We start from the raw sequence: 19374 nt of genomic DNA, 5'->3' as shown, positions 1-19374 counted from the left end.
CCGCGATCTACCAGGCCCTGTCCTACCGGCCACCCGCCGCGACCCTGGAAGCCGACGACGACCACGACTGGGACGACACCTTCACCGGCTGGGACCAAGTCACCCTCACCCACACCCCAGAGACCGGCCGCCGCACCTACCACCCCCACCCCGACACCACCCGCGCCGAAGCCGACCGGATCCGTCACAGCACCGACACCGCCGCCGAAGAGGCCGATGAGCCAGCGACCAGCACCAACAGCGACGCCGACACGAGCAACAACAACTCCAGCCACGGTGACAACGACGACGACGGGCCCACCACCCCCTGGACCCACGACCCCGACGCCCCACCACCCTTCTGAGTGGTTCGGAAGATCCCGTGCTCCACCCTTCGTGTTCTAGCCTCGTTGAATGCCTTACCAACGCAATGGCTCGGTCCTGACCGTGTTCGGGGACCCAGCGGCGATTGAACGCATCCGACGGATGGCCAAGGTGGCCGGCATCGTCTGTGCTGTGATTGCCTGCTGGGCTGCTGTGTGGTTCGGGCTCATGCTCTTCGCAGGCAGTGAGATTCTGGGCATCGACGATCCGGAGGGGACCTTCACCATCATCGGTGGGGTGGGCCTCGCCATTGCCGTGCTCATCGGTGGTGTCGCTGTCGTGCTGCTCTTCCGCGCGCGCAAGCTGTCCTGCGCTCAGCCACCGATGGTGCTCGAGTTGGGCCGCACAGGCATCACCGCGGCTGGACACTCCCTGGTGCCCTATCTGGAGATCACAGAGGTGGTCGTTGACCGCGAGGAGCGTCCGATCCAGTGGGCACCGACGGCCGGCGGCACCGTGGGCAACGAGATCGGGAACCGCCTGGTGCAGATGCCCGATCAGGTGCGGACCCTGGAGGTGCACCGGCGCGATGGCGAGGCGGTGCGGGTGAATCTGGCACTGCACGTCCCCGACGCGGAGTTCACTGCACTGGCGGACGACCTGGAGGCAGTGCTCGGTCAGATCGGCGTCCCGGTCAGAGCAGACGACGGCCCATCGCCCACGCCGTGAGCTCGTGCCGAGAGGACAGCTGCAGCTTGCGCAGCACCGAGGAGACGTGGGTCTCCACCGTCTTCACCGAGATGAACAACTCTTTGGCCACTTCCTTGTACTGATAGCCCCGGGCGATCAGGCGCATCACTTCGCGCTCCCGGGCACTGAGTCGATCAAGCTCCTCGTCGACCTCGGCGATCTCACCGGCTGCGGCTCCGAATGCGTCGAGCACGAAGCCGGCGAGCCGGGGACTGAAGACCGCATCCCCATCGGCGACTCGGACAATCGCACCGCCCAGCTCGGGACCGCTGATCGTCTTGGTCACGTAGCCCCGCGCACCCGCGCGGATCACCGCAATCACGTCTTCGGCGGCGTCAGAGACCGACAGGGCGAGGAAACGCACCGGCCCACCGGCCTCAGTGTTCACCCCCGCGCAGCCGGCAATGACGTCGCTGCCGCCGCGACCGTTGCCTCCGGGCAGGTGCACGTCAAGCAGCACCACGTCGGGGCGTTGCTCACGAATCACTGCGACGGCCTGGTCAACCGTGCCGGCCTCGCCGACAATGTCCAGGCGGTTGCCGGAAACCTCGTCCAGCTCGGTGCGGACACCGGAGCGGAACATGCGGTGGTCATCGACCAGAACGAGGCGAATCGGTCCGCGACTCCCGGCACCGCCGGCTGGACCGGCAGAACGCCGAGGCTCGGCGGACGGGCCGGAGGTGGAATCTGTCATGAGTCTGCTCCTTGTGGCTCGTGAGACAGCGGCAGTTCCAGACTGACCTCGGTCCCGTGCTCGAGGCGGCGCAGCCGCGCCGTGCCTCCATGCCTGTCCATCCGTCCGAGGATCGACTCACGGACCCCGAGCCGGTCGCTGGGCACAGCGTCCAGATCGAATCCCTCGCCGTGGTCACGGACGAACGCCTCGACCGACCGCCCGCCGACCTCCACGTAGGCCGAGACCGGCGGCTCTCCGTGGCGGACGGCGTTGAGCATCGCCTCACGCAGCGCGTTGACGAGAGCCTGACCATCGGCGTCGAGAGGTCGGTCGCCGGTGATGATGACCTCGATCGGCACACCGTGCAGGTCCTCCACGTCGTGCCCAGCCGCCGCCACCGCTCCGGCGAGGGTGGCCGCGGGGCCGACCGGTCCGGCATACAACCAGCTGCGCAGTTCGCGCTCCTGGGCCCGCGCGAGCCGGGCCACCTGCGTCGGGTCGTCGGCCCGCCGCTGAATGAGGGCCAACGTCTGCAGGACCGAGTCGTGCAGGTGGGCCGCAATGTCAGCCCGCTCGGTGGCGCGGGCGGTTGCCGCCTGCTCCTCGCGCAGGTTGCGCCAGAGCCGGGTCAGATAGGGGGCTGCCAGCAGGCCAACACCGATCAAGGCGACCACCACCGCCGCGGCGACACTGCGCAGTTGCCCCAGGTCGGCGTTCTGAGTCGTGAGCGCCACCAGACCGACCACCGCCAGCCCGGCACCGATCACCAACCGACCCAGCGCCTTCTGTGGACTACCACCCTGGTCGGCCAGGAGGCGTTGCCGGCCAGAGGTGTCCAACTGGGCCCAGATGAAGACCGCGCCCACTGTGAGCACCAGCACCGGGATCGTGATGTCCAGTCGCAGGTTGAGGCCCTGAGACTGCAGGAAGCCCAGAACCCCGATCATGACGACGACGGCACCTCCGGCCACCAGGAGCGCTCCTGGGCTCGTGCGTCGCTCCAGGGGGACCGCGTCCTGTTCGTCGACCGGTTCGATCGTGGCCCAGAGGAAGGCGTAGATCAGCGCGCCCGCCCCACCGATCGCGGTCATGGCCACGAACAGGGCACGGATCGCGAACGGGTGCAGCCCCAAGTGGTCGCCCAACCCCTGACTGACGCCAGCCAGCAGGCTCCCCTCGCCACCACGCCGCAGCGGCGGTCGGCTCGCTGCGGGGGGCTCGGGTCGCTGGCTGGTCACCCGTCCATCCTCCCCCAGGACACCGCGCCGGCGCATCGTTGGCGGAGTTGTTCAGGGACGGGTCAGGGTCAACTCAGGGTCGACCCGCATAGCGGGCACGGCGCCGGGCGACGACGATGGAGTCATGACACAGACACCGGGCGGCCCACAGACCGGCAGCCGCCGCCCCAACGGCACCGACACCTTCCTGGACGGGCTCCGACGCATCGACATGCGCCGCTCGGACGACGGCTGGATCGGTGGCGTCTGCGCCGGACTCGCGACCCGCCTCGGTCTCGACCCGCTCGTCATCCGGGCACTGTTCGCAGTCCTCGGCCTCGCGCTGGGGCTGGGCATCCTCGCCTACCTCGCGGCTTGGCTCCTGGTGCCGGACACCGACGAGAAGGTGCACCTCGAGGAAGCCCTGCGCCACGGTGAGGCCGGGTCTGTCGTGCTCCTGGTCGCCACGGTCCTCAGCATCTTCGGCACGTTCGGCTGGTTCGGCGGCGGGTGGTTCGCTGGCGGCCTCTGGGCCGGCAACTTCTTCTGGGGATTGTTGGGGCTGGTCCTGCTGATCGGCGGGGTCGCCTGGCTGTGGTCGGAGTGGAGGAGCCGCCCTGACCCCGGCTTCTACGGACGGCAGGTCCGTGCCGCAGCTCCACCTCCTCCGGTGTCGAACCCTTCGGAGACCACCGGAGCCGGCGAGCCCACCTGGCCGACACAGTCAGGGGCCACGGCCTGGTCTCCTGGTGACACTGCCCGGCCTGCTGGTGACAGCGCGTGGTCAACCGGTGTCAGCACCTCGTCGGCACATGCGAGCACCTCGTCGGGTGAGAGTGCCTCGTCTACGGGTGAGCATGCCTGGTCGACGGGTGAGCATGCCTGGTCGACGGGTGAGAGTGCCTGGTCGGCGGGTGAAACCGCCTGGCCGGCAGGTGAGACCGCATGGACCCCTGGCCACGGAGCCGCACAACCCCCCGGCTCAACGCCTCCTTCGGCCCCTCGCCCCCGGCAGCCGAAACCGCCCAAGCGGCCCGCACGCCGCTCCGCGGGGGCCGCTGGGACCTTGCTGGGCACCGGCCTGGCCCTCGCCGTCAGCGGCGGTCTCTACTGGGCAGCCACCGACTACGACCTGCCCGGGAACCCGCTGCTCCTCGCCTTCGCCGGCGCACTCGGCGCACTGGGCCTGACCGTCCTGCTCCTCGGGCTCGCGGGTCGGACTTCCGGCTTCCCGGGCTTCCTGGCCATCGTCGCCCTCGTCAGCACGGCGCTCTTTCTGCCGATGGCAGACCACCTGGTGCCCTCCGGGAGGATGGGTGACTACACGTGGTCCCCGCAGACTGTGGCCGAACTTGAGCGCGAGACGCCCTACCGTCTCGGGGCCGGCACCGGCACCCTCGAGCTGGATGGCCTCTCCCCCGACGATCTGGATGGGGAGTCGGTCTCGGTCAGCGTCAGCTTCGGCCAGTTGGTGATCGATGTGCCCGAAAACCTCACTGTGCAGATCGACGCAGGCACCGCCGGCGGCGTGGTCCGCGACCACCGGGGCCCTTCCACCTACGTCGGAGGCATCAATGTGAACGACAACATCGTGATCGGAGACGGCCCGGTCGACCTGGTCATCGATGCCCGTGTGGGCTTCGGCGAGATCCTTCTGAAAGGCAGCGACCGATGAGCACCTATCGCGACGACAACTCTGAGCACCCGAACTCCGACGACACTGAGGCCTTCGACAACGGGGCCGTTGACAGCAGCAACCACGACAGCGCTACTGGACACGAGACCACGCGGAGTTTCGACAGCAGCGATTTCGACAGTGCTTCTGGACACGAGACCACGAGGAGTTTCGACAGCGGCCGCCAGACGGCCTGGCCGGCGGAGGAGGACCGCCTCGGTCCCACCGAGGAGCCCCGCACGCTCCCTCGGCCGAAGGGTCCGTCCTGGAGCACGATCGCGCTCGGGCTGGTCTGTCTGGTGGTCGCAGGGGGTGCCCTCGTCGTGGAGTTCACCGAAGTGTCACTGGAGTGGGACCGCACCGGCCCGTTAGCCCTGATCGGGCTAGGCGTCCTGCTGGTGCTGGTCGGCCTTGCTGCCCTGGTGCGGCGCGGTGACGACGACCCGGAACTGGATCGCTAGGACCAATCGCGGGCGCGAGCCCGCCCGCCGCCTCGGGCACAGGCTGGCGGCTGCCGGACGGCCGGTGACGACGCGGGGATTCGTCGTCACCGGCCGTCGAGTTCGTGGCGATGGGCCTCGGCCAACCGCACCAGCGCGACCATCCCCCACACCGCGGTGATGATGACCCACAGCACGACCATGCCCCAGCGCCCCTGCGCCGCGAAGCTGATCACCATCACGAGCGCGAAGGACACGGCCAGGGCGAAGATCACCACGCGCACCGGCTTGGGCCACCGGTCGAAGGCTCGGACGATCGCGGAACGGCCGTCGGGTGGGCCATCGGTTGCCATGCCCAGACGCTACCTAGTCAACCTCAGAACTGAAGGGAGCCCTCAGGATCAACGGTAGCCTCCGCATACCATCGCAGACTCTTCGATTTGATGCCTCCGATGTGCCCCGTGACCGCATTGAACTCGGTCGAAATGTCTGATACAACTACTGCAGGTCATGAGTCCCAACGCCAAGCCCCGGCTCGTTGGGCGGCAACCCTCCACTCGCGGTGGGGTGCCCCGGGTGATGACCCGGCGGACGCGGCAACGCAGCCACGCTCCGCAAGCGCGGGCCTGTCGACCGATAGGCCCCAGTGACGCATGAAGGAGCGCTGCTGTGACCTGTTGTCGAATGCCCAACCGCTGAGTCCCTGAGGTTCCTACCCGTCCTGGGCACCCTCCACCGGACTCAGCCGGCGCCCACCGCGCCCCACTACCCCTTGCCTCTGCGCGCTTCCGCGCACCCCTGAAAACCCTTGGAGCACACCATGACCTGGTCCTTTGCCACCCGACAGATCCACGCCGGCCAGACCCCGGACGCCGCAACAGGTGCTCGGGCACTGCCGATCTACCAGACCACCTCGTTCGTCTTCGACAACGCCGACGTGGCCGCCGCACGGTTCAACCTGGAGGACCTCGGCCCGATCTACACCCGCATCGGCAACCCGACGACCGAGGTCGTCGAGGCCCGCATCGCCGACCTCGAAGGCGGCGTCGGAGCCCTGCTGCTGGCCAGCGGGCAGTCCGCCTCCACCCTCTCGATCCTCAATGTCGCCCAGGCCGGTGACCATCTCGTCGCCTCGCCGAGCCTCTACGGCGGGACGCAGAACCTGTTCGCCCAGACCCTGCCGCGCCTGGGCATCGACGTGACGTTTGTGGAGGACCCGACCGACCCAGAGTCCTGGCGTGCCGCGTCCAACGAACGCACCCGCGCCTACTTCGGTGAGAGCATCGCCAACCCGAGCGGTCTGGTGCTGGACGTCCGCGCGATCGCAGACGTGGCGCACGAGGTCGGCGTGCCGCTGATCATCGACAACACCGTCGCCACCCCCTACCTGACCCGCCCCTTCGAGCACGGCGCGGACATCATCGTGCACTCAGCCACCAAGTACCTCGGCGGCCACGGCACCTCGATCGGCGGCGTGATCGTCGACAGCGGCAACTTCGACTACGCGCAGCACCCGGAGAAGTTCCCGCACTTCAACGAGCCAGATGAGGGTTACCACGGGCTGACGTTCGGCAAGGACCTCGGCGTCGGCAACGAGATCTTCGGCGGCACCAACCTCTCCTACATCCTGCGGGCCCGCGTGACGCTGCTGCGTGACCTGGGCCCGGCGATCTCACCGTTCAACGCCTTCCTCATCGCGCAGGGCATCGAGACCCTGTCCCTGCGGGTCGAGCGTCACGTCGCCAACGCGCAGAAGGTGGCCAACTGGTTGCTCGAACAGGAGCAGGTCGTCTCGGTCAGCTACGCCGGCCTGCCCGGCCACCCGTCCTACGAGCTGGCGCAGAAGTATCTGCCAGAGGGTGCCGGTGCTGTGCTCGCCTTCGAGATCGCCGGAGGCCTCGAGGCCGGGAAGGCGTTCGTCTCCGCCCTTGAGCTGCACTCCAATGTCGCCAACATCGGCGACGTGCGCTCCCTGGTCATCCACCCGGCCTCCACGACGCACCGACAGCTCAACGAGGAGGCCCTGGCCGCTGCCGGTGTCACTCCGGGCCTGGTGCGTCTGGCGGTGGGCCTCGAGCACATCGACGACATCATCGCTGACCTGGAGACGGGGTTCCGGGCCGCCAAGGGCCTCTGAGAAGGAGCTCTGACCAGCGAGATGACCTCAGACACTGTCCGGTCCGGCAGCCGACGACACACGCTCCCCGTCGGTGACCTGCTCCTGGAGTCCGGGGAGAACCTTCCCGGCGTGCGAATGGCCTACGAGACGTGGGGACGGCTCAACGAGGCCAGGGACAACGCCGTGCTGGTGCTCCACGCGCTCACCGGGGACTCCCACGTGGAGGGTCCCGCCGGACCGGACAGTCCGACCCCCGGGTGGTGGCCCGGCCTGATCGGCCCCGGGCGGGCCCTGGACACCGACCGCTACTTCGTCATCGCACCCAATGTGCTCGGCGGGTCACGTGGGTCCACCGGACCGTCCTCGCCGGGTCCGGACGGTCGCCCCTGGGGATCCCTCTTCCCTCGACTGACGGTCCGGGACCAGGTGCGCGCCGAGGCCATGTTGGCCGACCGGCTGGGCATCCACACCTTCGCGGCCGTGATCGGTGGGTCGATGGGCGGCATGCGGGCCCTGGAGTGGGCCGTGACCCTGCCGGGTCGGGTCAGACGCTGTATGCCGATCGCCACCTCCGCGGTCGCGTCCGCCGATCAAATCGCTTGGGCCACACCGCAACTGTTCGCGATCACCCACGACCCGAACTACCACCGCGGGGACTACTACCCCGGGCCTGGACCCCGCCAGGGGCTGGAGGTCGCCCGCCAGATCGCGCACGCGACCTACCGCAGTCCGGTCGAGCTGGAGGACCGGTTCGGCACCGCAGCCCAGGAGGGCGAGGACCCGTTGTCAGGTGGCCGGTTCGCGGTGCAGTCTTATCTGGAGCACCACGGCCAGAAGCTGGCCCGGCGCTTCGACGCCAATAGCTATGTCGCCCTGACCGAGGTGATGAACCGGCACGACATCGGACGTGACCGTGGGGGTGTCGAGGCGGCTCTGCGTCGGCTCACGGCAGACCTCACGGTCGTGGTGGTCGACAGCGATCGGCTGTTCACCCCGGCCGAGGGCGAACGGATTGCTCGGTCCCCGTCCTGCCGGGGCCTGGTGACCGTGACCTCCCCCTACGGTCACGACGCGTTCCTCATCGAGACCCACCAGGTCTTCGCCGCGATCAGCGACGCCCTGGAGGACCGCCCGGTGGGGGCCAGCAGCCCGCGACAGGGCAACCTGACCACTCCAGACGCCTCCGCATCGCCGCCCCCGCCAAGGACGGTCCAGGAGGAGACGCCGACTCCGGGACCCGGTCACCGCGCCGAGGTGCGCCCGGCCGTGCCGTTCAGCACTTCCGGGCTCCCGCCCGTGCTGAACGGGACAGGCCTCTGGTAGACCCCCGGGGGCGTGGGCGTTGCATGCCTCGCCCGGGGGCCGTCGCACGCCTTGCCGAGGCGTCAGAGGACTGCCACGAAGCCGCCACGACGTCGCTGAGCGTGCGTCCGAGACCTCGCTACCCTGCGGAATCAGTCGGTGCCGAACTCCATCGCCGCGTTGTCGAGCGCTTCCTCCGAGCCATTGGTCGGCACCCCGTCACGGGAAGCGATCCGGTCAGCGCCGCCGGCCTCGAGAGATCCGAGCAGGATGCCGTTCTCCACCAGGACGGTGCCCTCATCCAGAGGCTGGGCGGCATAGCGCTCGAGCTTGCTGCGCGAGTCGGCGATGTCCAGGTTGCGCATCGTCAACTGGCCGATGCGGTCGTGGGGGCCGAAGGCGGCGTTGTCGGTGCGCTCCATCGACAGCTTGTCGGGGTGATAGGAGAAGTCCGGTCCGTCGGTGGACACGATCGTGTAGTCCTCCCCGCGGCGCAGCCGGACGGTCACTTCGCCGGTCACCAGAGAGGCCACCCAGCGCTGGATGGCCTCCCGAGCCATCAGGGCCTGCGGCTCGAGCCAGCGCCCCTCGTAGAGCAGCCGGCCCAACCGGCGACCCTCTAGGTGGTAGTGCTCGATGGTGTCCTCGTTGTGGATGGCGTTGAGCAGCCGCTCGTAGGTCAGGAACAGCAGCGCCATGCCGGGGGCCTCGTAGATGCCGCGCGACTTGGCCTCGATGATGCGGTTCTCGATCTGGTCGGACATGCCCAGACCGTGACGACCACCGATGGCGTTGACCTCGTGGACCAGCGCGACCGGGTCGTCGTAGCGCACACCGTTGACCGACACCGGCCGACCGCGCTCAAAACCGATCGTGACGTCCTCAGTCTCGATCTCGACCGTCGGGTCCCAGAACTTCACCCCCATGATCGGCTCGACCGTCTCGAGTGAGACGTCCAGGTGCTCCAAGGTCTTCGCCTCGTGCGTCGCGCCCCAGATGTTGGCATCGGTGGAGTAGGCCTTCTCCTGCGAGTCGCGGTAGGGCAGGTTGTGCTCGGTGAGCCACTGGCTCATCTCCGCGCGCCCACCCAGCTCCTCGACGAACTCGGCGTCGAGCCAGGGCTTGTAGATCCGCAGCTCGGGGTTGGCGAGCAGGCCGTAGCGGTAGAACCGCTCGATGTCGTTCCCCTTGAAGGTCGACCCGTCGCCCCAGATGTTGACGCCGTCCTGGTGCATGGCCTGGACCAGCATCGTGCCCGTCACCGCGCGGCCGAGGGGCGTGGTGTTGAAGTAGGGGCGACCGCCCGAACGGACGTGGAAGGCGCCGCAGGCGAGGGCGGCAAAGCCCTCCTCGACGAGCGGGAGCTTGCAGTCGACGTGGCGTGCCAACTCTGCGCCGTACTCCAGCGCCCGACCTGGGACCGACTCGATGTCGGGCTCGTCGTACTGGCCGATGTCGGCGGTATAGGTGCATGGCACGGCACCCTTGTCGCGCATCCACGCGACCGCGACGGAGGTGTCAAGACCCCCGGAGAAGGCAATGCCGACGTGCTCGCCGACGGGAAGACTGGTCATCACTTTGCTCACGGGTGTGAGTGTATACGTTGATCCGCATAACTATGCAATCGGGGCTCAGGCGGAGTGGGCCCGGTTGCCCAGCCAGTGGCGCTGCACCCTGATCCGGTCGCCCAGCCCGTGGCACTCCACCCTGATCCGGTCGAGAACTTTCATCTGATCGGGAATCGGCGGGCCTGCGCCAGTTCAGCGTGGGCCAGCGCAGCGTGGGCCAGTGCCCCGAGGTCGCCATGACGGGCAACAGTCAACGGAGGTGGTGCGGGTCCGGTGTTGCCTCATCGGGGCTCTGGCACCCGACACGCCACACCGATACCAGCACGGTGCACGACACGCAGAAGGACGGCTCCTGGTGAGGCCGATCAGCTCCTGGTGAGGCCGATCAGCTCCTGGTGGGACCAGCTCCTGGTGGCACCGGCCACTGGAGGCGCCGCCCGGCTACTCGTGATGTCGACCGGCTACTGCGTCGGCTCGTCCGGACGTTCCGGCTCTGCGACGGGCGCGGGACCCCCGTCCGGCAGCGAACCCGGCTCCGCCTGTGGGGCATCCGGCCGAACGCCACGGCTGCGCACGGACCTGGTGGACTCCTCCGCCTCCTTGGCGGCACCCGCGGCCTCCGCACGTGCTCGCCGCAGCGCCTCGGCGGGGTCCTCCAGGGACGGCTCCTCCACCTCGACGGCGTCGTCGTGGTCGTCCCGTGCGTGGCTCTCGACGGGCGGGCCGTCCAGGCCGCCGGTGCCGGACGGGGTGTGGGGGCCGAGCGCTGCCCCGATGCCCTGCAGCGCCTGGGTCAGCTCGGTCGGGACGATCCACATCTTGTTGGACTCGCCCTGGGCGATCTGCGGGAGCATCTGGAGGTACTGGTAGGCCAGCAGCTTGGAGTCCGGGTTGCCCTTGTGGATCGCGTCGAACACGCGCAGGATCGCGCGCGCCTCACCCTGCGACTCCAGGATCGCGGCCTGCGCGGTGCCCTCGGCGCGCAGGATCTGGGCCTGCTTCTCACCCTCGGCGGTGAGGATCTGGCTCTGCTTGACACCCTCGGCGTTGAGGATCGCAGCACGCCGGTCGCGCTCGGCGCGCATCTGCTTCTCCATCGAGTCCTGCACGCTGGCGGGCGGGTCGATCGCCTTGAGCTCGACCCGGTTGACGCGGATGCCCCAGCGGCCCGTCGCGTCATCCAGCACTCCACGGAGCTGGCCGTTGATCTGGTCCCGGCTGGTCAACGTTTGCTCCAGGTCGAGGGACCCGATGACATTGCGGAGCGTGGTGACGGTGAGCTGCTCGATGCCCTGGATGTAGTTGGCGATCTCGTAGGTCGCGGCCTTGGGGTCGGTCGGCTGGAAGTAGATGACGGTGTCGATGCTGACGACCAGGTTGTCGCTGGTGATCACCGGCTGCGGGGGGAAGGAGACCACCTGTTCGCGCAGGTCCACCGTGGCGCGGACCTTGTCGATGAACGGGATGAGGAAGTGCAGCCCGGCATCCAGCGTGCGGCTGTAGCGCCCGAGCCGCTGGACGATGACGGCGGTCGCCTGGGGGACGATGCGGATCGCCCGGCTGATCGCCACCGCCGTGAACAGGACCAGCAGCGCCAGGACGATCCAGAGAGCAACTGTCGATGGTTCGGGCATGGTGGCCTCCTGGGGCAGGAACTATCTGGTGTCGGGGTCTGGGGTGGGACGCTCCGGCTGCGCCGGGTCGTATGCCGTGTCGCCGGTCGGCAGGGACGTCACCACAGCGGTGGCCCCCTCGATCCGCTGGACGTGCACGGTCTGGTCGACCGGCAGGACGGAGCCCGGCGCAGTGCGCGCCGTCCACTCCTCACCGGAGAGCTTCACCAGACCAGTGCGGTCGGTGACCTCCTGCAGCACGACGGCCGTGCGGCCGACCAGGGCGTCGGCGTTGGTGCGCTCAGCCAGGCCCTCCGGCTTGATCTTGCGCAGGGCGAGAGGGCGCAGCACGGCGAGCAGCAGAGCGGCCACGGCCACGAAGGTCAGCACCTGCACTGTGATGCTCTGGTCCAACCCGGCGGCGGCAGCGGCAGCGATAGCCGCCACCGCGAGCATGAAGAAGACGAGGTCGAGCGAGGTGATCTCGATCAACCCCAGCACGAGGGCCCCGGCCACCCACCAGAGCCACTGTGTCTCCTTGAGCCACTCCATCGGGCACCTCCCTGCTGTCAGTCTAGTCGGCTGACCTGCCCGAACGCATCGGGGGCGCGGTGGAGTCGCGCGCGATGAGCTCGGCGCGCGCCCTGCGCCGCCTCGGCCGCTTGGCCGGTGGGGACAGCGCGAGCTGGAGCGCCTGCCGACCCATGTCTCCCATGGGCAGGCGCACCGTGGTGAGGCTCGGCGCCAGGTCCTGTGCCACGGCGACATCATCGAAGCCGGTCACCGAGATCTGCTCGGGAACCCTGATCCCGCGGTCGCGTAGGACCGACAGCGCTCCGATGGCCATGTCATCGTTCAGCGCGACGATCGCGGTCAGGTCGGGCGCGCGGCGCAGCAGCTCGGCCGCGGCCACCTTGCCCCCTTCCCGAGTGAACACTCCCTCCACGATCGGCGTGCTCGCCAGATCCAATCCGACGGACTGCAGGGCACGGCCCATGCCACCGAGTCGGTCATGGATGGTGGTGAGCGTGCGGGAGCCGGTGATGATCCCGATGCGACGGTGCCCCAGACCAACCACGTGCTCGACGATCGCGTGGCCGCCGGCATCGTTGTCGGGCTGCACCGTGTCGACCGCGAGATGGTGGCGCCCGATCACGGCCACACGGCCACCGTCGGCCAGGTAGGAGCGCAGAGTGCCGGTGACCTTGGCCCGGACCGCACTGTCCACGAAGCCCGACCCGGCCACGATGATCGCGCCTACCCCGTTGGCGATCAGGGTGCGGATCTGGGTGAGCTCGGCCTCCGGGTCCCGCCCGCTGTGACAGATCTGCACGGTCAACCCCTCCACTGCCGCGACCCCGAGCACCCCACTGGCGATCTCGGCAAAGTACGGGTCGCCGATCTCGTGGACCACGAGGCCGACCACGGACGTCGGGCCGCCGGCCAGGGTTCGGGCATGCAGGTTCGCGACATAACCAACGCTCGCTGCGACCTCGCGCACGCGTTCGGCCATCGACTCGCTGACACCGGGTGCGCCGGAGAGCGCGCGTGAGGCGGTCGCGATCGAGACTCCTGCCTCCTGCGCAACATCGGTCAGACGGGGTCGCCGACCAGCAGTGCGCGCCTGCGGTTCCCCACCGGCCATCCGCCCTCCTCCATCTCCTCGACGCCACCTCGAACAAGGTTTCTTCGTCCGATCTCTTGCCCAGATCGTAGGGCATGGCCTACAGTCAACGTAAGCGGTTACGTAAGCGCTTACGTTCAAGGAGGAACGACGTATGAGTGTGAAGACGCACACCAACAGGAGCATCCGCGGCTGGATCGCCATCATGGCGGCCGGTGGGCTCCTGGCCCTGGCTGGTTGCGGGATCGACGAGCCGTCGGAGTCCGGAGACGGTGACGCCGGCGCAGACAGCAGCGATGGCGCCGAGGGTGAGGATCCCATCCAGATCGGCATCTCCCTGCCCCTGACCGGAGACTTCTCCGAGCCCGGCAAGGGTGTCCAGCGCGGCTATGAGGCGTGGGCCTCCTACGTCAATGAGAACGGCGGGCTGCTGGGCCGCGACGTCGAGCTGACCATCCTGGACGACCAGTCCAACGCGGACCGTGTGGCCAGCGACTACGAGAAGCTGATCAACCAGGACGGCGTCGACCTGGTCTTCGGGCCGTTCTCGACCCGTCTGGTCGTGCCCGCGGCGCAGGTCGCGATGGACTACGGCTTCCTGTTCGTCGAGCCCGCCGGCGCCGCGGAAGAGGTCTTCAACCAGGGCTTCACCAACCTCTTCTACGCCGCCCCCGCGGTCGCCCAGGACCACTACAACTACCTGGCCGAGCACATCGAGGCGATGCCCGAGGGCGAGCGGCCCCAGACCGCTGCCTACGCGGCGATGGACGACCCGTTCGCCCAGGGCACGGCCTACGGCCTCAAGGAGAAGCTCGAGGCCATGGGCGTGGAGACCGTGGCCGATGAGGTCTACCCCCCGAACACCACCGACTTCTCCTCGATCGCCGCCAAGATCGAGGCCAGCGACGCCGACATCATCGTGGGCGGCACGCAGTACCAGGACGCGGTGAACCTGATCATCGCGCTGCAGCAGCTCGGCTACCAGCCGGACCTGGCTGCCTTCTCCACCGCCCCGACCAACCCGGAGTTCGCCGCGGCGATCGGTGACAAGACCGAGGGCATCCTGTCCCCGACCGGCTACACCCCCGAGTCGACCTACCCGACCAACGCCGAGTTCGTGGAGTTCTTCAACCAGGAGCACGGGTCGGAGCCGACCGAGGACGAGGCCAACGCGTGGACCACCGGCCAGGTCGTTGCGGCCGCGGTGGAGGGTGTCGGCTGCGCCGACCCGTCGCCGGAGTGCCAGGGGCAGCTCATCGACTGGCTGCGCAACAACGAGGTGGAGACCGTGGTCGGACCGCTCACCTGGGACGCCGAGGGCCGCCCCCAGGGTGCGCACCTGGTCCAGCAGTACGTCGACGGGGAGATCACCATCGTGCTGCCCGACGACGCCAAGGAGGCCGAGTTCATCTACCCGAAGCCGGAGTGGTGATGGATCTCGTTGTCCAGAGTCTGGTGCTGGGCATCCTGCTCGGCGGACTCTATGCCCTCCTGGCTGCCGGCCTGACGCTCTACTTCGGGGTGATGCGGGTCGTCATGATCGCCCACTCGGCGTTCCTGATCCTCGCGGCCTACCTCGCCTGGTGGTTCACGTCCACGACCGGACTGGACCCCCTGCTGTCGCTACTCTTCACGGTGCCGCTGTTCTTCGTCACCGGCGTGTTCGTGCAGCGGGTGCTGATCGCTCGCCTGAAGCCGGCCACGCTGACCATGATGTCGGTGCTGCTGACCTTCGCGATCGCCCTGATGATCGAGGGGATGCTGGGGTTCGTCTTCTCCGGCACCCAGCGCCGCATCCAGCTGCCCTACTCCGGCGCCAGCTTCGAGATCTTCGGTGCCCGCATCGCGGTCGTCAAGCTCATCGCCTTTGCGCTCGCCGCCGTGGCCCTGGCCGCCCTCTACCTCGTGCTCAAGGCGACCCGCTTCGGCCAGTCGCTGCGGGCCACGATCCAGAACAGCGAGGCCGCTGCCCTCGTCGGCATCGACACCAAGAAGGTGGCCGGCTACGGCTTCGGTGTCGGCCTGGCTACGGCTGCGGTCGGTGGCACGGCCCTGGCCCTCGACGCCACCATCTACCCCTCCCTGCACTGGCACTGGATCGGTCCCCTGATGGCGATCATCGTCGTCGGCGGGCTCGGCAGCGTGCCGGGGGCCGCCGCGGCCGCGATGGTGCTCGGCGTCAGCCAGTCCCTGCTCCAGATCCCGATGGGCACCACCTGGGCGCAGACCATCTTCTACATCGTGCTGTTCGCGACGCTGGTCTTCCGACCGCACGGATTCTTCGGAGGTCGCCTTGCGCAACGCTTCTGACACCACGTCCACCCGATCCACCGACCGGGGTGACTCGCCCGTCGTGCGGGTGATCCGCGGCGTGCAGATCCTCGCGGTCATCGCGGCTGCGGTCGGTGTCCTAGTCTTCCCGCTGACCGGCCCCGGGCCGTTCATCCTCTCGGTCGGCGTGGTCATCCTCAGCTACGCCTGCATGGCCACCGGCTGGAACTTCGTGGGTGGCTTCACCGGCTACATCTCCCTCGGGCACGCCGCCTTCACAGGTCTGGGTGGGTATGCCGTGGGGCTGCTGATCCTGCGCGCCGACGTCCCGCCGTGGGTCGCCCTGGTGCTGGCCGGCCTGATCGTGGCCGCCCTGTCCGTGCCGATCGGTTTCGCCTCCCTGCGGGTGCGCGGCGCGTCGTTCGTCATCATGTCGCTGGCCCTGGTGCTCATCATGCTGCTGGTGTTCCAGAGCTGGTCGGATGTCACGGGCGGCTCCAACGGGTTGCGGGTGCCCCGGCCCTTCGGCCCAGAGGTGCTGCGTCCCGAACAGCACGAGCGGTTCTACTACCTCCATGTGGCCCTGCTGGTGATCATGTTGGTCGTCTGGTGGGCCATCGACCGGTCGCGCTTCGGCGCTGGCCTGAAGGCCATCCGCGAGGACGAGGACAAGGCGCAGAGCCTGGGGATCCCCACGTTCAACTACAAGTTGTCCGTCTACGTGATCTCTGCCTTCTTCACGGCCCTGGCCGGCGGGTTGTACGCGTTGTGGTTCGGCTTCCTCGACCCGATCTTCCAGTTCTCGATCCTGACCGGTTCCTACATGGTGCTGATGTCCCTGCTCGGAGGCATCCGGTCCCTGCTCGGACCGGCCCTCGGCGCGGCGATCGTCGGCTACGCGATCGAGTTCTTCAAGGCGCAGTACGGCGACACCCAGTTCCACCTGGTCGCACTCGGGCTGCTGCTCGGGTTGGTGGTGCTGTTCATGCCCGAGGGGATCCTGCCCTCACTGGGTCGTCTGGTCGACCGGCTGCGGCCGAGTGCCACGAGCATCCGCGAGGAGTCCGCGGAGGACCTGGCCAACAAGAACGCCGCGGCCGAGCCGCGAGCGCAGGACCCGGAAGAGACCGAGACCGTCCTGGTGGATGACAACGGGAGGCACCTGTGAGCACCGACCCGCAGCACGAGATCGGGCTGTCCGTCCGAGACCTGTCGAAGTCCTTCGGTGGCGTGCGGGCCGTCGTCGGAGCCTCGGTGGACTTCCACCACGGCCGGATCAACGCCCTGATCGGTCCCAACGGCTCCGGGAAGACGACCTTCTTCAACTGCGTCACCGGCATGATCCGCGCCGATGCTGGCACGGTCTCCTACCGCGGCAAGGACATCACCGGGAAGGCACCGCACCGCGTCGCCCACGCCGGCATCGGCCGCAGCTTCCAGGTGTGCCGGATCTTCCCCCGGATGACCGTGCTGGACAACGTGCTCGCCGGCGTCCGACCGACCGGTCTGGCGACGCTCATGGGCTCGGGACGGCGCCGCAGCGACGTGGAGAAGGCCCGGGCACTGCTGGCCCGCGTCGGCATCGACCACCTGGAGAACGCCCAGGCCGCGGACATCTCCTACGGGCAGCAGAAGCTGCTCGAGCTCGCGGGGGTGCTGATGACCGACCCCGAGACGATCATGCTCGACGAGCCCGCCGGTGGCGTGAACCCCGCGCTGATCGAGCGGATCAGCACGCTCATCGTGGAGCTCAACGCCGAGGGCCGCACCTTCATCGTGGTCGAGCACAACATGGAGCTGGTCATGCGGCTGAGCGACCACGTCATCGTCTTCGACCGCGGCGCACAGATCGCCGCAGGTCCCCCGTCCACGGTCCAGAGCGACCCCGCCGTCCTGGAGGCCTACCTTGGCGTCTGACCACCTGCTCGAGCTCACCGACATCGAGGCCGGCTACGGTCGCGCGGCCCTGGTCCTGCGCGGCCTCACCGTCCAGGTCCCCCCGGCCCAGATCGTCTGTCTGGTCGGCCCCAACGGCGCTGGCAAGTCAACGGTGCTCAAGGTCGCCAGCGGCATGCTGGTCCCGCGCAGCGGCCGCATCCTGGTGGACGGCGCGGATGTCACGGGGCAGGGGCCACAGCAGCTGCTCCGGGCCGGACTCTCGCACGTGCTCCAGGGGCACAGCGTCTTCAAGGAGATGACGGTCGGCGAGAACGTCAACCTCGGCGCCTTCTCCGTGCGCGACACCCAGCGCGTCGCCGAGCGCCTGGACTTCGTGAAGTCCCTGTTCCCCCTGGTGGCCGACCGCTGGGACGCCCTGGCCGGCGCCCTCTCCGGTGGCCAGCAGAAGCAGGTGGAGTTCGCCCGCTCCCTGATGGTCGACCCCAAGGTCGTGCTCCTGGACGAGCCGTCCATGGGGCTGGATCCGAAAGCCACCGCGGTCATCTTCGAGCAGGTGGTCCGGATGCGCGATGCCGGCACCGCTGTGCTCCTGGTGGAGCAGAACGCCCGCCGTGCCCTGGAGTCCGCCGACGTCGGGCTCGTGCTCGACCTCGGGCGGGTCCACATCAGCGGCCCCGCCCGCGAACTCCTCGACGACCCCAAGCTGGGCGAGCTCTACCTCGGTGGCCGTCCACGCACCCAAGCCACGGAAAGGCACCCGTCATGACCACGCACACCGTCCGCATCCTGATGAACGGCGTCACCGGCCGGATGGGCTACCGCCAGCACCTGGTCCGCTCCGTCCTGGCGATCCGCGACGACGGGGGCATCGAGCTGCCCGACGGCGACCGGATCCAGGTCGAGCCGGTGCTGCTCGGGCGCAACGCCGACAAGCTCGCGGCACTGGCGGAGCAGCACGACATCGCGGAGTGGACGACTGACCTGACCGCCGCCCTGGCGGACGACAGCGCGCCGATCTACTTCGACGCCGCCACCACCCAGGCGCGCAAGAGCGCGCTCCTGGAGGCCATCGCGGCCGGCAAGCACATCTACACCGAGAAGCCGATCGCGGAGTCGGTCCTGGACGGGGTCGAGCTGGCGGACGCCGCCGAGGCGGCCGGAGTCACGACGGGTGTCGTGCACGACAAGCTGTACCTCCCCGGCCTGCGCAAGCTGAAGCGGGTCATCGACAGTGGCTTCTTCGGCCGCATCCTGTCGGTCCGCGGCGAGTTCGGCTACTGGGTGTTCGAGGGGGACGGCATCCCCACGCAGCGGCCCAGCTGGAACTACCGGACCGAGGACGGCGGCGGGATGGTCCTGGACATGTTCTGCCACTGGAACTACGTCATGGAGGGCCTGTTCGGGGCGGTGGAGGCGGTGACCGCCAAGGCGGTCACCCACATCCCGCAGCGCTGGGACGAGAACGGCCAGCCCTACACGGCGACCGCCGACGACGCGGCCTACGGCATCTTCGAGCTCGAGGGCGACATCATCGCGCAGATGAACTCCTCCTGGGCCGTGCGGGTCGAGCGCAAGGAGCTCGTCGAGTTCCAGGTCGACGGCACGCACGGGTCCGCGGTCGCCGGGCTGTTCGGGTGCCGCGTCCAGCCGCGGGTGCTCACGCCCCGCCCCGTGTGGGACCCGGACGTGCCCACCACCGAGGACTTCCGGTCCCAGTGGTCGGAGGTGCCGGACACCGAGTCCTTCGGCAACGGTTTCCGGGCGCAGTGGGAGCAGTTCCTGATCGACCTGCACCACGGTCGTCAGCACCCCTACGACTTCCGGTCGGGGGTGCGTGGCCTCCAGCTCGTGGAGGCGGGCCTGCGCTCCTCCGACGAGGGCCGTCGCGTCGCGATGAAGGAGGTCATCCCGTGAGCC

The 19374-nt window shown here is 68.8% G+C and carries 19 protein-coding genes and 1 riboswitch; of the genes, 12 read left to right on the top strand and 7 right to left on the bottom strand.

All coding sequences use genetic code 11. From position 1 onward, the window contains the following. Both DPQ65_RS15015 and DPQ65_RS15010 read left to right on the top strand, forming a co-directional pair. On the top strand, positions 1-344 hold a 344-nt coding region (locus DPQ65_RS15015; protein WP_162802293.1), incomplete at its 5' end, for a hypothetical protein. A gap of 49 nt (positions 345-393) precedes the next feature. Beyond that, the gene (locus DPQ65_RS15010; RefSeq protein WP_162802292.1) at positions 394-1032 is read left to right on the top strand and encodes a hypothetical protein; all 639 of its coding nucleotides are present in this window, start codon (positions 394-396) and stop codon (positions 1030-1032) included. Here DPQ65_RS15010 and DPQ65_RS15005 read toward each other — a convergent pair. Together DPQ65_RS15005 and DPQ65_RS15000 are read right to left on the bottom strand one after the other, a co-directional pair. Beyond that, on the bottom strand, positions 998-1747 hold the full coding sequence (locus DPQ65_RS15005; protein ID WP_114908148.1) for a LuxR C-terminal-related transcriptional regulator: 750 nt from the start codon (positions 1745-1747) through the stop codon (positions 998-1000). The two genes, DPQ65_RS15010 and DPQ65_RS15005, sit on opposite strands and share 35 nt — an antisense overlap. Continuing rightward, positions 1744-2967 (bottom strand): ATP-binding protein, encoded by a 1224-nt coding sequence (locus DPQ65_RS15000; RefSeq protein WP_238146888.1) that lies wholly within the window; start codon positions 2965-2967, stop codon positions 1744-1746. Before DPQ65_RS15000 ends, DPQ65_RS15005 begins: the two co-directional genes overlap by 4 nt. A 124-nt stretch (positions 2968-3091) precedes the next feature. Between DPQ65_RS15000 and DPQ65_RS14995 the strand changes: the two genes are divergently transcribed. Next, positions 3092-4621 (top strand): PspC domain-containing protein, encoded by a 1530-nt coding sequence (locus DPQ65_RS14995; RefSeq protein ID WP_114908146.1) that lies wholly within the window; start codon positions 3092-3094, stop codon positions 4619-4621. Then, complete coding sequence (locus DPQ65_RS14990) at positions 4618-5082, top strand: hypothetical protein (RefSeq protein ID WP_114908145.1); 465 nt, start codon at positions 4618-4620, stop codon at positions 5080-5082. The genes DPQ65_RS14995 and DPQ65_RS14990 overlap by 4 nt, the downstream gene beginning before the upstream one ends. Before the next feature lie 86 nt (positions 5083-5168). Here DPQ65_RS14990 and DPQ65_RS14985 read toward each other — a convergent pair whose 3' ends face one another. Further along, positions 5169-5414 (bottom strand): hypothetical protein, encoded by a 246-nt coding sequence (locus tag DPQ65_RS14985; protein WP_114908144.1) that lies wholly within the window; start codon positions 5412-5414, stop codon positions 5169-5171. A 153-nt stretch (positions 5415-5567) separates the two neighbouring features. After that, a riboswitch (SAM riboswitch) is annotated at positions 5568-5688 on the top strand. Positions 5689-5881: 193 nt separating this feature from the next. Here DPQ65_RS14985 and DPQ65_RS14980 point away from each other — a divergent pair. Both DPQ65_RS14980 and metX read left to right on the top strand, forming a co-directional pair. Further along, positions 5882-7198, top strand: coding sequence for a bifunctional o-acetylhomoserine/o-acetylserine sulfhydrylase (locus DPQ65_RS14980; RefSeq protein WP_114908143.1), 1317 nt, complete (start codon positions 5882-5884; stop codon positions 7196-7198). Positions 7199-7219: 21 nt separating this feature from the next. Next, entirely contained in the window at positions 7220-8503 is a 1284-nt protein-coding gene (gene metX, locus DPQ65_RS14975; RefSeq protein ID WP_114908142.1) for a homoserine O-acetyltransferase MetX, read from the top strand. Between the two features lie 131 nt (positions 8504-8634). On the opposite strand, the gene argG is transcribed toward metX, so the two are convergent. From argG to DPQ65_RS14955, 4 genes are all read right to left on the bottom strand, one after another. Further along, on the bottom strand, positions 8635-10068 hold the full coding sequence (gene argG / locus DPQ65_RS14970) for an argininosuccinate synthase (RefSeq protein WP_114908141.1): 1434 nt from the start codon (positions 10066-10068) through the stop codon (positions 8635-8637). Between the two features lie 443 nt (positions 10069-10511). Then, a complete protein-coding gene (locus tag DPQ65_RS14965) occupies positions 10512-11684 on the bottom strand; it encodes an SPFH domain-containing protein (protein WP_114908140.1) in 1173 nt (390 codons plus the stop codon). Between the two features lie 21 nt (positions 11685-11705). Then, entirely contained in the window at positions 11706-12215 is a 510-nt protein-coding gene (locus DPQ65_RS14960; protein WP_114908139.1) for an NfeD family protein, read from the bottom strand. A gap of 22 nt (positions 12216-12237) precedes the next feature. Further along, positions 12238-13308 (bottom strand): LacI family DNA-binding transcriptional regulator, encoded by a 1071-nt coding sequence (locus DPQ65_RS14955; RefSeq protein WP_114908138.1) that lies wholly within the window; start codon positions 13306-13308, stop codon positions 12238-12240. Between the two features lie 133 nt (positions 13309-13441). On the opposite strand from DPQ65_RS14955, the gene DPQ65_RS14950 reads away from it, so the two are divergent. The 6 genes from DPQ65_RS14950 to DPQ65_RS14925 are packed head-to-tail and all read left to right on the top strand — an operon-like array spanning position 13442 to position 19371. Beyond that, positions 13442-14719, top strand: a complete 1278-nt coding sequence (locus DPQ65_RS14950) for an amino acid ABC transporter substrate-binding protein (RefSeq protein ID WP_238146887.1) — start codon at positions 13442-13444, stop codon at positions 14717-14719. After that, positions 14719-15597: a branched-chain amino acid ABC transporter permease gene (locus tag DPQ65_RS14945; protein ID WP_238146886.1), complete on the top strand. Its 879-nt coding sequence runs from the start codon at positions 14719-14721 to the stop codon at positions 15595-15597. Before DPQ65_RS14950 ends, DPQ65_RS14945 begins: the two co-directional genes overlap by 1 nt. Next, positions 15581-16726 (top strand): branched-chain amino acid ABC transporter permease, encoded by a 1146-nt coding sequence (locus DPQ65_RS14940; protein WP_238146885.1) that lies wholly within the window; start codon positions 15581-15583, stop codon positions 16724-16726. Before DPQ65_RS14945 ends, DPQ65_RS14940 begins: the two co-directional genes overlap by 17 nt. Beyond that, positions 16723-17475, top strand: a complete 753-nt coding sequence (locus DPQ65_RS14935) for an ABC transporter ATP-binding protein (protein ID WP_114908136.1) — start codon at positions 16723-16725, stop codon at positions 17473-17475. Before DPQ65_RS14940 ends, DPQ65_RS14935 begins: the two co-directional genes overlap by 4 nt. Then, positions 17465-18223 carry an ABC transporter ATP-binding protein gene (locus DPQ65_RS14930; protein WP_114908135.1) on the top strand — a complete coding sequence of 253 codons (759 nt, stop codon included), beginning with the start codon at positions 17465-17467 and terminating at the stop codon, positions 18221-18223. Before DPQ65_RS14935 ends, DPQ65_RS14930 begins: the two co-directional genes overlap by 11 nt. Beyond that, positions 18220-19371, top strand: a complete 1152-nt coding sequence (locus tag DPQ65_RS14925; RefSeq protein WP_202863164.1) for a Gfo/Idh/MocA family protein — start codon at positions 18220-18222, stop codon at positions 19369-19371. Before DPQ65_RS14930 ends, DPQ65_RS14925 begins: the two co-directional genes overlap by 4 nt. Positions 19372-19374 lie beyond the last annotated feature (3 nt).

It is taken from the genome of Ornithinimicrobium murale (assembly GCF_003352835.1).
Classification (GTDB): domain Bacteria; phylum Actinomycetota; class Actinomycetes; order Actinomycetales; family Dermatophilaceae; genus Ornithinicoccus; species Ornithinicoccus muralis.
The sequence above is the reverse complement of the archived record's forward strand: the minus strand, read 5'-3'. Positions and strand labels throughout refer to the sequence as shown.